Genomic DNA, 11,867 nt, shown 5'->3' on the forward strand with positions numbered 1-11,867 from the left:
AATCCTAGAGTTGTAATGCGTCCGTCATGTGGCAGTAGGGCAAAAACGGCTGATAGTGGTATTCGGGGATTTTGGTTCAGGTCATTCGGTGTCTGGACTGGCGCCATCGCGAGCAGGCTCACTCCTACAGGGGAACGCATTCCATTGTAGGAGTGAGCCTGCTCGCGATGAGGCCAGCAAGATAGATGGAGATCTCAGGCCGGAGACATCTCTTGGGCCAAGCCGAGGAAGGCCGCCGGCAACCGCGCGCCCTTCCTTTCTTTCAAGCAGTAAAGGTACTCGGGAATCTGCGGCGCATTCTCGATGGTCAGCACCCGCAATTGCGGATCGTGCGGGACTTCCTGGCGGGCAATGATGCTGATGCCGATGTTGCGCAACACCGCCTCGCGGATCGACTCACGGCTGCCGATCTCCAGCAACGGGCCGAAACTGACCCCGGCGCTTTCCAGCAACTCCTCGGTCAAACGGCGGGTGGTCGAACCCGACTCGCGCATCAACAACGTATGCCCGGCCAGCGCACTCAACGCCACATGCTCCTGCGCCGCCAGCGGATGGTTGCGATGCACCGCCAGCACCAGCGGATCGCTGCCCAGCACCCGGCGAATCAGCCGCGCATCCTCAAGCAACTGCGACGACGCCGCGACATCGACCCGGTAATCCTCCAGCGCTTCGAGCACCTGCTGCGAGTTGCCGATCTCCACCGATACTTCCACCTGCGGCAGACGCTCGCGGAAGGTCTTCACCAGATCGAGGATGTAATACGGCGCAGTGGCAGCGATGCGCAACGTGCCCTGCACCTGACCGCTGTTGCGCAGGAAGAACTCGATGTCGGCCTCCTGCTGCAACAGCGCCTTGACCATCGGCAGCAACCGCGCGCCTTCGTCGCTGACACTCAAGCGTCGGCCGCCACGGTAGAACAGCTCCACCGAGTACTGACTTTCCAGATTACGAATCTGCGTGGTCACGGTGGGTTGGCTGAGGCCGAGCTTTTTCGCCGCCAGCGTAATGCTGCCCAGGCGGGCGACCATATAAAACGCTTTCAGCTCGGCACTCAGCACAACCATCCCTCATCGTTTATTTGCGCAGCAGGCGCAAACCGTTGAACACCACCAGCAGGCTCACGCCCATGTCGGCGAACACCGCCATCCACATGGTGGCGAGTCCGGCGAAGGTTACCCCAAGAAAGATAGCCTTGATCACCAGTGCCAAGGCGATGTTCTGTTTCAGGATGCTCGCGGTGTCACGCGACAGGCTGATGAACGCGGGAATTTTGCGCAGATCGTCGTCCATCAGGGCGACATCGGCGGTTTCAATCGCGGTGTCGGTGCCGGCGGCCGCCATGGCGAAACCGATCTCGGCGCGGGCCAGTGCCGGGGCGTCGTTGATGCCGTCGCCAACCATGCCCACCCGATGACCCTGTGCATAAAGCGCTTCGATGGCTTGCAGCTTGTCGGTTGGCAGCAAGTCGCCCTTGGCCTGATCGATGCCGACCTGCGCGGCAATCGCCTGCGCGGTGTGCACGTTGTCACCGGTGAGCATCATGGTTTTCACGCCCAGCGCGTGCAATTGGCGGATCGCTTCGCGGCTGGATTCCTTGACCGTGTCGGCCACGGCGAACAGCGCCAGCGGACCAGAACTGTCGAGCAGCAACACCACGGATTTGCCCTGTTTCTCCAGCGCAAACAGCTTCTCTTCCAGTTGCGGCGAGCACAGGCCCAGCTCCTCGACCAGACGATGGTTGCCCAAGTGATAGGTCTGGCCGTTGACCTGTCCCTTCACGCCACGACCGGCCAGCGCTTCGAAGTTATCCACAGTCAGCACGGCGAGGTTTTTATCCACAGCCGCATTGGCGATGGCCAGCGACACCGGGTGATCGGAGCGCCCCGCCAGTGCGGCGGCGATTGCCGGAGCGCTGGCGTCGGCGGTCGGGTCGAGCGACAGGTAATCGGTCTGCACCGGTTTGCCGTGAGTGATGGTGCCGGTCTTATCCAGCGCCAGATAGTCGAGCTTGAAGCCGCCCTCCAGGTACACGCCACCCTTGACCAGAATGCCTTTGCGCGCCGCTGCCGCGAGGCCGCTGACGATGGTCACCGGGGTGGAGATCACCAGCGCACAAGGACACGCCACCACCAGCAACACCAGCGCACGGTAGATCCAATCGAACCACAACGCGCCCATAAACAGCGGCGGAATGATCGCCACCGCCAGCGCCAGGACGAACACCACCGGGGTGTAGATTTTCGAGAACTGATCGACGAAGCGCTGAGTCGGTGCCCGTGCGCCCTGAGCCTGTTCGACGGCGTGGATGATCCGCGCCAGGGTCGAGTTGTTCGCCGCCGCAGTCACCGAGTATTCCAGCGAACCGGCCTGGTTGATGGTGCCGGCGAAGACTTTGTCGCCCACGGTTTTCTCCACCGGCAGGCTTTCACCGGTGATCGGCGCCTGATCGATGGTCGAACTGCCGCTGACGACCTCGCCGTCCAGCGCAATGCGCTCGCCGGGTTTTACCCGCACGCGGGCGCCGAGTTCGACGCTTTTAACCTCTTGTTCGAGCCAGTTGCCGTCGGCTTGCTGCACCGTGGCCTGTTCCGGGGTCATCTGCATCAGGCCGCTGATGGCATTGCGCGCACGATCCAGCGAGCGCGCCTCGATCAGCTCGGCCACGGTGAACAGGAACATCACCATCGCCGCTTCCGGCCACTGCCCGATCAGCACCGCACCGGTCACCGCGATACTCATCAGCGCGTTGATGTTGAGGTTGCGGTTTTTCAGGGCGATCCAGCCCTTTTTATAGGTGGTCAGGCCGCCGCTGAGGATCGACACCAACGCAATGATCGCCACCACCCAGGTCGGTGCAGCGTTGGTGAAGTGGATCACCTCGGCGGCGAGCGCACCGACGCCGGACAGCGCCAGGGGCCACCAGTGTTTTTTTACCGGCGCCGGGGCCGGGGCTTCGACGCCCGCCTCCAGCGGCTCGGCGTGCATGCCCAGCGAGGTGATCGCCTCGGTGATCGGCGCGGTGTCCGGCAGATTGTGGGTCACGCCGAGCACGCGGTTGATCAGGTTGAATTCCAGCTGCTGCACACCGGCCAGTTTGCCGAGTTTGTTCTGGATCAGCGTCTGCTCGGTCGGGCAGTCCATCGCTTCGATGCGGAAACTGCTCAGTCGGGCGTCAGCGCTGGTTTTCTCGCTCAGTTGCACCAACGCAGGCGCGGCAGCTGTCGACGAGCAGCAAGAATCTTCGTGCGAATGAACCGGTGCCGATGCTGCGGCTTTCGACCCGCAGCAGGAATCGCCGCCATGTTCGTGCTTATGCACAGGCTGCAATTTATGGCTGTGGCTATGATCGTGCCCGTCGCCGGGCTTGTGGGTGTGCTGGGAATCGCTCATCGGGTCGCGTCCATGAAGGTGCCTGTTGCCAAGTAAAGACCCTGTAGCCACTATAGGGTCAAGCACCCTTTTGGAGATTGCCGTCATGAAGATCGGAGAACTGGCCAAACTCACCGACTGCGCCGTGGAAACCATCCGCTATTACGAGCGCGAAAACCTGCTGCCGGAGCCGGCGCGCAGCGACGGCAACTACCGCGTCTACACCCAGGCGCATGCCGAACGCCTGACCTTCATCCGCAACTGCCGCACCCTCGACATGACCCTCGAAGAAATCCGCAGCCTGCTGGCCATGCGCGACAGCCCGCAGGATCAGTGTGCAAGCGTCAATACGCTGATCGACGAGCACATCCAGCATGTGAAAGCGCGGATTGACGGGTTGCTGGCGTTGCAGACACAACTGCTCGACCTGCGCCAACGCTGTGGCGAAGGGCCGGGGGCGGATCAGTGCGGGATCTTGCAGCGGCTGGAGGTGAGTGGCGGGGTTGTGGCGACGGAGGTTGAGCATTCGCATGTCGGCCGCAGTCACGGCCACTGAGGCTTACACAGAACCCAATGTGGGAGCGAGCCTGCTCGCGAAAGCGGTGTATCAGTCGACATCTCTATGACTGACACGCCCTCTTCGCGAGCAGGCTCGCTCCCACAGGGGTTTTGTGCAACGGCTCAGACCGCCATCGGCGCGGTCATTGGCGCGTGGTGCTCATAGCCTTCCAGCGAGAAATCGCTCGGTTCTACCAACTCCAGCCACTCCGGCTGGTACACACCGGTCTTGGCAAACTCCGGCACGCGGTCGGAGATTTTCAGTTTCGGCATGGCGAACGGCTCGCGCTTGAGCTGTTCGTTGAGCATGTCCAGGTGGTTCTCGTAGACATGCGCATCACCGATGAAATAGGTGAACCAGCGCGGCGTGTAACCGGTCAGGCGCCCGATCAGGCTTAGCAGGGCGGCGCCCTCGGTGAGGTTGAACGGCGTGCCCAGGCCCAGGTCGTTGGAGCGGATGTACAGGGTCAGGGAGATCTCTTTGGTCTCGACGTTCGGGTGGAACTGGTACAGCAGATGGCATGGCGGCAGGGCCATTTCATCGAGCTGGGCGACGTTCCAGCCGTGGAACAGGATGCGGCGGCTGCCCGGGTCCTTGATGATCGTGTCGACGCACTGGCGCACCTGATCGATGGCTTTGTACAGCACCACGTAGGCCTGACCGTCTTCTTCGCCCTGGGCGATCTGCTTGTAGCCATTGCTCAGGGTTTGTTCGATGGCGGCGGTGTTGCTCAGCGGGATCTGCTTGTACGCCGGCCATTTGCGCCATTGCACACCGTAGATTTCGCCGAGGTCGTCCTCGCCCTGACGGAACGGGTTGGCCAGCCATTGCGCATTTTCGTTGGCGTTCTGGTCCCAGACCTTGCAGCCCAGCGCACGGAATTCAGCGGCGTTGTTCACGCCACGCAGAAAACCGCACATCTCGCCGATGGCCGATTTGAAGGCCATCTTGCGGGTGGTGATCGCCGGAAAGCCTTCCTGCAGATCGAAACGCAGCATCGCACCCGGGAAGCTGATGGTGTTGATGCCGGTGCGGTTGGCCTGTTTGGTGCCGTTCTGGATGACGTGCGAGACCAGTTCGAGATATTGCTTCATGAGTTACCTGTGTCCTTTGAGCCCCGGCGTCGCGCGCCGGGGTTCGTAGTTTAAGCGGTCGGCGCGAGCGGCGCTGCCGGCGCACGACGATAGGCCAGCCAGATCAGGAACAGACCGCCGACGATCATCGGTACGCACAGCACCTGACCCATGGTCAGCCAGTTCCAGGCCAGGTAGCCCAGTTGAGCGTCCGGAACGCGGACGAACTCGACAATAAAACGGAAAATGCCGTAAAAAAGCGCGAACATGCCGGATACGGCCATGGTCGGACGCGGTTTACGCGAGAACAGCCACAGGATCAGGAACAGCGCCACGCCTTCGAGCGCGAACTGATACAGCTGCGACGGGTGACGCGGCAGTTGCGCCGGATCGCTGAACGGCGGGAACACCATGGCCCACGGCACGTCGGTGGCCTTGCCCCACAGCTCGGCGTTGATGAAGTTGCCGATTCGCCCGGCACCCAGACCGATCGGCACCATCGGCGCAACGAAGTCCATCAATTGGAAGAAGGTCTTGCCGTTACGTTTGCCGAACCACAGCGCGGCGAGCATCACCCCGATGAAGCCGCCGTGGAACGACATACCGCCCTTCCACACTTCGAAAATCAGCGTCGGGTTGGCGATGTAGGCGCTCAGATCATAGAACAGCACGTAACCCAGACGTCCACCGACAATCACCCCCATCGACAGCCAGAACACCAGATCGGAGAGCTTCTCCTTGGTCCAGGTCGGGTCGAAACGGTTGAGCCGGCTCGACGCCAGCAGCCATGCGCCGCCGATGCCGACGAGGTACATCAGGCCGTACCAGTGGATTTTCAGCGGACCGATGGCCAGGGCCACCGGGTCGATCTGCGGGTAAGGCAGCATTGCGACTCCTCGTTAGAGTTGAAACCAAAATTCCCGGGCGACGCTGCCACCTCAGGATTAAGCCAGGATTGCGGCCCGTTCTGACCCAGCGGATCAGAGCAGGAAATTCAGGCCCACGCAGAACAGCAAAGCGGCGAACAGCCGTTTCAGCAAGCGCGGCGACAATCTGTGTGCCAGGCGCGCGCCGAGACGGGCGAACACCATGCTGGTCAGGGCAATGCCCAGCAGCGCCGGCAAATAGACAAAACCGAGACTATGCGGCGGCAACAGCGGATCATGCCAGCCCAGAATCATGAAACTTAACGCACTCGCCACAGCAATCGGCAAGCCACAGGCCGACGACGTTGCCACCGCCTGCTGCATCGGCACGCTGCGCCAGGCCAGGAACGGCACGGTCAGCGAACCGCCGCCGATTCCGAAAATCGCCGAGGCCCAGCCGATCACACTGCCGGCCACGGTCAGACCGAGTTTGCCCGGCACCGTTCGACTGGCCTTGGGTTTGACTTCCAGCGCCAGTTGCACGGCAATCACCAAGGCGAACACGCCGATGATCTTCTGCAGGTTCGGCCCGGAAATCGCCTCGGCCGTCAGCGCCCCAAAACCGGCGCCGAGCAGAATGCCCACGGTCATCCACATGAAGATCGGCCAGCGCACCGCACCACGTCGATGGTGTTCACGTACGGCATTGACCGAAGTGAAGATGATGGTTGCCAGCGATGTCCCTACCGCCAGATGCGTGAGGATCGACTGATCGAATCCCTGCAAGGTAAAACTGAACACCAGCACCGGGACAATAATGATCCCGCCGCCCACCCCGAACAGCCCGGCCAGCACGCCCGCACAGGCGCCCAACGCCAGATAGAGCAGAAATTCCATGACCGTCTCCCAGACGCATCCCCAAAACCGGAGCGGCATGGTAACGGATGCATGCCCTTTGGCTCCACTGACGATGGATGCACGGACGCCGACTGCGTAGAGTGAACAGAAAACACACAAGGACCACCTTATGTGCCTGATCGTTTTCGCCTGGCGCCCGGGCCATGCCCAGCCGCTGATCGTCGCGGCCAACCGTGACGAGTTCTACGCCCGCCCGAGCCTGCCGCTGGCGCCATGGACCGACGCGCCGCACGTACATGCCGGCCGCGATCTTGAGGCTGGCGGCACCTGGCTGGGGATCGGCGCCAACGGGCGCTTCGCCGCGCTGACCAATATCCGCGATCCGCACCAGCCGCCGGCGCGCAAGTCGCGGGGAGAGCTGGTGGCGCGGTTTCTCACGGGTGATGCTTCGATTGATGATTATTTGCGCGATGTGGCCGGTCGCGCGCCGGAGTACGCCGGGTTCAACCTGCTGCTGGGCAATGCCCACGAGCTGTGGCACTTCAATGCGCGGACGTCTGAGCCGGTGATGCTCCAACCCGGGGTTTACGGGCTGTCGAATGCCGGGCTGGATACGCCGTGGCCGAAGTTGCTCAAGGCCAAGGCTGCACTGAGTGCGGTGCTGGATGATCCGCAGCCTGCGCGGTTGCTGGAACTGCTGGGCGATGCTCAGGCCGCGCCGTTTAACGAATTGCCGGACACCGGGGTCGGGCTGGCCACTGAATCACTGCTGTCGAGTGTGTTTATTGCCAGTCAAAGTTACGGGACACGGGCGAGTACGGCGTTGATCGTGCAGGCGGACGGCACGCGGCGGATGGTCGAGCGCAGTTTCGGGCCGTATGGCGGGCATTTGGGTGAGGTGGAGGTTCAGGTTTAGCGGTAGCGGGACTGACGCCTTCGCGAGCAAGCCCGCTCCCACATTGGTTCTGTGATCGACACAAATCCCTGTGGGAGCGGGCTTGCTCGCGAAGGGGCCATCAGCCTTTCAGAGGGCCTTGTTGACCGCCGGCGGATTCATCTTCGACAACCCGAGATTCTTCAGCGCCAGTTGCAGCGAGCTGTGGATCACTTGCGGGTTATCGATCTTCATCAGCTCCGCCAGCAGATCCTTGGCCTTGCTCAGGTTGATCTGGCGCAGCATCCACTTCACTTTCGGCAGGTTGGTGGCGTTCATCGACAAGCTGTCGAAGCCCATCGCCATCAACAGCACCGCCGCTGCCGGATCACCGGCCATTTCGCCGCAGATGCTCACCGGTTTGCCTTCGGCATGCGCGTCGCGGACCACGGTTTGCAGGGCTTGCAGCACCGCCGGGTGCAGGTAGTCGTAGAGGTCGGCCACTCGCGGGTTGTTGCGATCCACCGCCAGCAGGTACTGGGTCAGGTCGTTGGAGCCGACCGACAGGAAGTCCACCTGCCGCGCCAGCTCCTTGGTCTGGTACACCGCAGCCGGAATTTCAATCATCACCCCGATCGGCGGCATCGGCACGTCGGTGCCTTCGTCACGCACTTCGCCCCAGGCCCGGTGGATCAGGTGCAGGGCTTCTTCGAGTTCGTGGGTGCCGGAGATCATCGGCAGCAGGATCCGCAGGTTGTTCAGGCCTTCGCTGGCCTTGAGCATCGCACGGGTCTGCACCAGGAAGATTTCCGGGTGGTCGAGGGTCACGCGAATCCCGCGCCAGCCGAGGAACGGGTTGTCTTCCTTGATCGGGAAGTACGACAGCGACTTGTCACCGCCGATGTCCAGGCTGCGCATGGTTACCGGTTGCGGGTGGAACGCGGCGAGTTGCTCGCGGTAGATCGCCAGTTGTTCCTTTTCGCTCGGGAAACGCTGGTTGATCATGAACGGCACTTCGGTGCGGTACAGGCCGACACCCTCGGCGCCGCGCTTCTGCGCCCGCGCCACGTCCGCCAGCAGGCCGGTGTTGACCCACAACGGCATGCGATGGCCATCGAGGGTCACGCACGGCAGATCACGCAGGGTGTCGAGGCCCAGCGCCAGCTGTTTCTCTTCTTCGACCACCTCGGCGAACTGCTTGCGCAGCACATCGCTGGGGTTGGTGTAGACCTCGCCACGGGTGCCATCGACGATCACCTCGATGCCATCGACCTTGGCGTACGGCAGGTCGACCAGACCCATCACCGTCGGAATGCCCATGGCCCGGGCCAGGATCGCGACGTGGGAGTTACCCGAACCGAGTACCGACACCAGACCGACCAGCGTGCCTTCCGGCACCTCGCCGAGCATCGCCGGCGTCAGCTCTTCGCTGACCAGAATGGTTTTTTCCGGGTAGACCAGGTTCTGCTGACGCTCTTCCTGCAGGTAGGCCAGCAGGCGCCGACCGAGGTCTTTGACGTCCGACGCACGCTCGCGCAGGTAGGCGTCATCCATCAGTTCGAAACGGTTGACGTGCTCAGTGACCACCTGACGCAGTGCGCCCTGAGCCCACTGGCCGGTCTTGATCACGGTGGTGATTTCGCTGCCCAGCGAAGCATCGTCAAGCATCATCAGGTAGACGTCGAACAGCGCACGCTCTTCCGGGCGCAGCTGGGTCGCGAGCTTGGCGGACAACGCGCGCATGTCGGCGCGCACGCCTTCGATGGCGGTCTTGAACAGCGCCAGCTCGGCGTCGATGTCGGTGATGGTTTTATCTGGCACCACGTCCAGATCCGCCGGCGGCAGCATGACCACCGCAGTACCGACCGCCGCACCCGGCGAACCCGGTACGCCGACGAACTTGGCTTCCTGAATGCCCTTGCCCTGACGGCCCAGGCCACGGATCGACCCGGTGGCCTCGGCGTGGGCGATTACGCCGGCGAGCTGCGCGCTCATGGTCACGAGGAAGGCTTCTTCACCTTCATCGAACTGGCGGCGTTCTTTCTGCTGGATGACCAACACGCCGACGACTCGACGGTGGTGAATGATCGGCGCCCCGAGGAAAGAGGCGTAGCGCTCCTCGCCGGTTTCGGCGAAGTAGCGGTAGCGCGGGTGATCCGCGGCGTTTTCGAGGTTCAGGGGTTCTTCACGCGTGCCGACCAGACCCACCAGACCTTCGTTGGGTGCCATGCTGACCTTGCCGATCGAGCGCTTGTTCAAGCCCTCGGTGGCCATCAGGACGAAGCGGTTGGTCTCGGGATCAAGCAGGTAGACCGAGCAGACCTGGCTGCCCATGGCCTCTTTGACGCGCAACACAATAATCCCCAACGCCGCCTTGAGATCCTTGGCGGAGTTAACTTCCTGGACGATCTTGCGCAGCGTATTGAGCATGGCTCGGGGTCGAACTCCGTCGTCAGTCGCGCGCTAAAAGGCGCGGGGCAAGCTCTTTGAGGGCGCGTCGATACACCTCGCGCTTGAATGTCACCACCTGGCCCAACGGATACCAATAACTGACCCAGCGCCAGCCATCGAACTCCGGTTTACCGGTCAAATCCATCCGCACCCGCTGCTCGTTGGAGATCAGGCGCAGGAGAAACCATTTCTGCTTCTGGCCGATGCACAGCGGTTGGCTGTGGGTACGCACCAGACGTTGCGGCAAACGATAGCGCAACCAGCCCCGGGTACAGGCCAGTATTTCAACATCTTCACGTTCCAGGCCAACTTCTTCGTTCAGCTCGCGGTACAAGGCGTCTTCCGGCGTCTCCTCGGGGTTGATTCCCCCTTGTGGAAACTGCCAGGCATCTTGATTGATACGGCGAGCCCATAGCACCTGGCCGGCGTCATTCGTCAGAATGATCCCGACATTAGGGCGGAAACCATCGGGGTCGATCACGGCAACAACCTCGCAAACGCATGTCGCCGCATTGTTCCACAAAGCTTGATAAGGCGGCAACGAAGGTTCCTACCTTATGTGCACTCTTGTGAAAAGACCGTATTCTTGTCGCCTTTTTACTGACTTTTCAGCGGGTAACTGCAATGCGCCTGGCTCTATTCGATTTGGACAACACCCTTCTGGGCGGCGACAGCGATCACGCCTGGGGCGACTATCTGTGCGAACGCGGCTTCCTCGACCCGGTTGCATACAAGCAGCGCAACGACGAGTTCTACCAGGATTACCTGGCCGGCCAACTGGATAACGCCGCGTACCTGAACTTCTGCCTGGAAATCCTCGGCCGCACCGAAATGGCCGTGCTTGAACAGTGGCACAACGACTACATGCGCGACTGCATCGAGCCGATCGTGCTGCCCAAGGCGCTGGAACTGCTCAAACAGCACCGCGACGCCGGCGACAAACTGGTGATCATCACCGCCACCAACCGCTTCGTCACCGCGCCGATTGCGGTGCGCCTGGGCGTCGAAACCCTGATCGCCACCGAGTGCGAGATGGTCGATGGCCGCTACACCGGGCGCAGCACCGACATTCCGTGCTTCCGTGAGGGCAAGGTGACGCGCCTGAATCGCTGGCTGGAGGAGACTGGGTATTCGTTGGATGACAGCTATTTCTATAGCGATTCGATGAATGACCTGCCGCTGCTGGAGCAGGTGGCGAACCCGGTGGCGGTGGATCCAGATCCGAATCTGCGCGCCGAGGCCGAGAAGCGCGGATGGCCGGTGATTTCGTTGCGCGGCTGATTACGCCTTCGCGAGCAGGCTCGCTCCCACAGGGGATGGTGTTCACAACACAAATCCAATGTGGGAGGGGGCTTGCTCCCGAATGGGCTCGACGCGGTCTCAAGCCTTAAACAGGCTTGGCGCCCATCAACCCGGCAATGGCGATAAAGCAGACAACACTGAACAACGCCAAGGCAAAAGTGAACCTGCCAACGCCGCCCGGCGCCTTGCGCAAGCGATTCAACCGCACCAGCAACCAGAACCACGCCAGCGCCGCCACGGTGTACAGCACGCTGGAGGCCAGCAGCCAGGTCTGCCCCAGCGGCCAGCCGACCAGATGCACCATGCCCCAGCCGGTGAACGGCATGCTCAACAACGCCAGGCCCATCAACAGCCAGATGAACACCCGTGGCCGTTGCAAGGTGCGGCTGCCAGCCGTTGCATCACCTTTGCGGCGCGCCAGAAAAACCCAGACTCCCAACCCGAGCGCACCAGCCAGCAATACTACAGTGGCGACCATGTGCGCGGCTTTCAGGGCAGTTAACGTTTCCATTGTT

The 11,867-nt window shown here is 62.1% G+C and carries 11 protein-coding genes; 3 read left to right on the forward strand and 8 right to left on the reverse strand.

Annotation, left to right across the window (positions count from 1 at the left end; genetic code table 11):
- Window positions 1-194: 194 nt before the first annotated feature.
- The gene (locus tag CRO59_RS18130; protein ID WP_041072184.1) at window positions 195-1,058 is read right to left on the reverse strand and encodes a LysR family transcriptional regulator; all 864 of its coding nucleotides are present in this window, start codon (window positions 1,056-1,058) and stop codon (window positions 195-197) included.
- A 16-nt stretch (window positions 1,059-1,074) separates the two neighbouring features.
- On the reverse strand, window positions 1,075-3,390 hold the full coding sequence (locus tag CRO59_RS18135; RefSeq protein WP_097088924.1) for a heavy metal translocating P-type ATPase: 2,316 nt from the start codon (window positions 3,388-3,390) through the stop codon (window positions 1,075-1,077).
- 85 nt (window positions 3,391-3,475) lie between these two features.
- Between CRO59_RS18135 and cadR the strand changes: the two genes are divergently transcribed.
- The gene (cadR, locus tag CRO59_RS18140) at window positions 3,476-3,925 is read left to right on the forward strand and encodes a Cd(II)/Pb(II)-responsive transcriptional regulator (RefSeq protein ID WP_007964189.1); all 450 of its coding nucleotides are present in this window, start codon (window positions 3,476-3,478) and stop codon (window positions 3,923-3,925) included.
- Between the two features lie 125 nt (window positions 3,926-4,050).
- Here the strand turns inward: cadR and CRO59_RS18145 are convergent, their stop codons facing one another.
- From CRO59_RS18145 to CRO59_RS18155, 3 genes are all read right to left on the reverse strand, one after another.
- Window positions 4,051-5,022, reverse strand: a complete 972-nt coding sequence (locus tag CRO59_RS18145; protein WP_047596629.1) for a thymidylate synthase — start codon at window positions 5,020-5,022, stop codon at window positions 4,051-4,053.
- Between the two features lie 50 nt (window positions 5,023-5,072).
- Entirely contained in the window at window positions 5,073-5,888 is an 816-nt protein-coding gene (gene lgt, locus CRO59_RS18150; RefSeq protein ID WP_097088923.1) for a prolipoprotein diacylglyceryl transferase, read from the reverse strand.
- A gap of 93 nt (window positions 5,889-5,981) precedes the next feature.
- The gene (locus CRO59_RS18155; protein WP_097088921.1) at window positions 5,982-6,764 is read right to left on the reverse strand and encodes a sulfite exporter TauE/SafE family protein; all 783 of its coding nucleotides are present in this window, start codon (window positions 6,762-6,764) and stop codon (window positions 5,982-5,984) included.
- A gap of 130 nt (window positions 6,765-6,894) precedes the next feature.
- Between CRO59_RS18155 and CRO59_RS18160 the strand changes: the two genes are divergently transcribed.
- Window positions 6,895-7,641, forward strand: coding sequence for an NRDE family protein (locus tag CRO59_RS18160; protein WP_097088919.1), 747 nt, complete (start codon window positions 6,895-6,897; stop codon window positions 7,639-7,641).
- A 108-nt stretch (window positions 7,642-7,749) separates the two neighbouring features.
- Here CRO59_RS18160 and ptsP read toward each other — a convergent pair whose 3' ends face one another.
- Both ptsP and CRO59_RS18170 read right to left on the reverse strand, forming a co-directional pair.
- On the reverse strand, window positions 7,750-10,029 hold the full coding sequence (gene ptsP / locus CRO59_RS18165) for a phosphoenolpyruvate--protein phosphotransferase (protein ID WP_047596633.1): 2,280 nt from the start codon (window positions 10,027-10,029) through the stop codon (window positions 7,750-7,752).
- A 22-nt stretch (window positions 10,030-10,051) separates the two neighbouring features.
- Window positions 10,052-10,531, reverse strand: a complete 480-nt coding sequence (locus tag CRO59_RS18170; protein WP_003229203.1) for an RNA pyrophosphohydrolase — start codon at window positions 10,529-10,531, stop codon at window positions 10,052-10,054.
- 143 nt (window positions 10,532-10,674) lie between these two features.
- Between CRO59_RS18170 and CRO59_RS18175 the strand changes: the two genes are divergently transcribed.
- Complete coding sequence (locus tag CRO59_RS18175; protein WP_097088917.1) at window positions 10,675-11,331, forward strand: HAD family phosphatase; 657 nt, start codon at window positions 10,675-10,677, stop codon at window positions 11,329-11,331.
- 106 nt (window positions 11,332-11,437) lie between these two features.
- On the opposite strand, the gene CRO59_RS18180 is transcribed toward CRO59_RS18175, so the two are convergent.
- Complete coding sequence (locus tag CRO59_RS18180; RefSeq protein ID WP_097088915.1) at window positions 11,438-11,863, reverse strand: DUF2269 domain-containing protein; 426 nt, start codon at window positions 11,861-11,863, stop codon at window positions 11,438-11,440.
- Window positions 11,864-11,867: the final 4 nt, after the last annotated feature.

Source organism: Pseudomonas sp. LAMO17WK12:I5 (assembly GCF_900215165.1).
GTDB classification, from domain to species: domain Bacteria; phylum Pseudomonadota; class Gammaproteobacteria; order Pseudomonadales; family Pseudomonadaceae; genus Aquipseudomonas; species Aquipseudomonas putida_A.

Excerpts from the sequence above, each read along its gene's own strand:
- CRO59_RS18160 (WP_097088919.1), top strand. The coding sequence starts at position 6,895 with ATGTGCCTGATCGTTTTCGCCTGGCGCCCGGGCCATGCCCAGCCGCTG.
- CRO59_RS18180 (WP_097088915.1), bottom strand. The coding sequence starts at position 11,863 with ATGGAAACGTTAACTGCCCTGAAAGCCGCGCACATGGTCGCCACTGTA.
- ptsP (WP_047596633.1), bottom strand. The coding sequence starts at position 10,029 with ATGCTCAATACGCTGCGCAAGATCGTCCAGGAAGTTAACTCCGCCAAG.
- CRO59_RS18175 (WP_097088917.1), top strand. The coding sequence starts at position 10,675 with ATGCGCCTGGCTCTATTCGATTTGGACAACACCCTTCTGGGCGGCGAC.
- cadR (WP_007964189.1), top strand. The coding sequence starts at position 3,476 with ATGAAGATCGGAGAACTGGCCAAACTCACCGACTGCGCCGTGGAAACC.
- lgt (WP_097088923.1), bottom strand. The coding sequence starts at position 5,888 with ATGCTGCCTTACCCGCAGATCGACCCGGTGGCCCTGGCCATCGGTCCG.
- CRO59_RS18135 (WP_097088924.1), bottom strand. The coding sequence starts at position 3,390 with ATGAGCGATTCCCAGCACACCCACAAGCCCGGCGACGGGCACGATCAT.
- CRO59_RS18155 (WP_097088921.1), bottom strand. The coding sequence starts at position 6,764 with ATGGAATTTCTGCTCTATCTGGCGTTGGGCGCCTGTGCGGGCGTGCTG.
- CRO59_RS18145 (WP_047596629.1), bottom strand. The coding sequence starts at position 5,022 with ATGAAGCAATATCTCGAACTGGTCTCGCACGTCATCCAGAACGGCACC.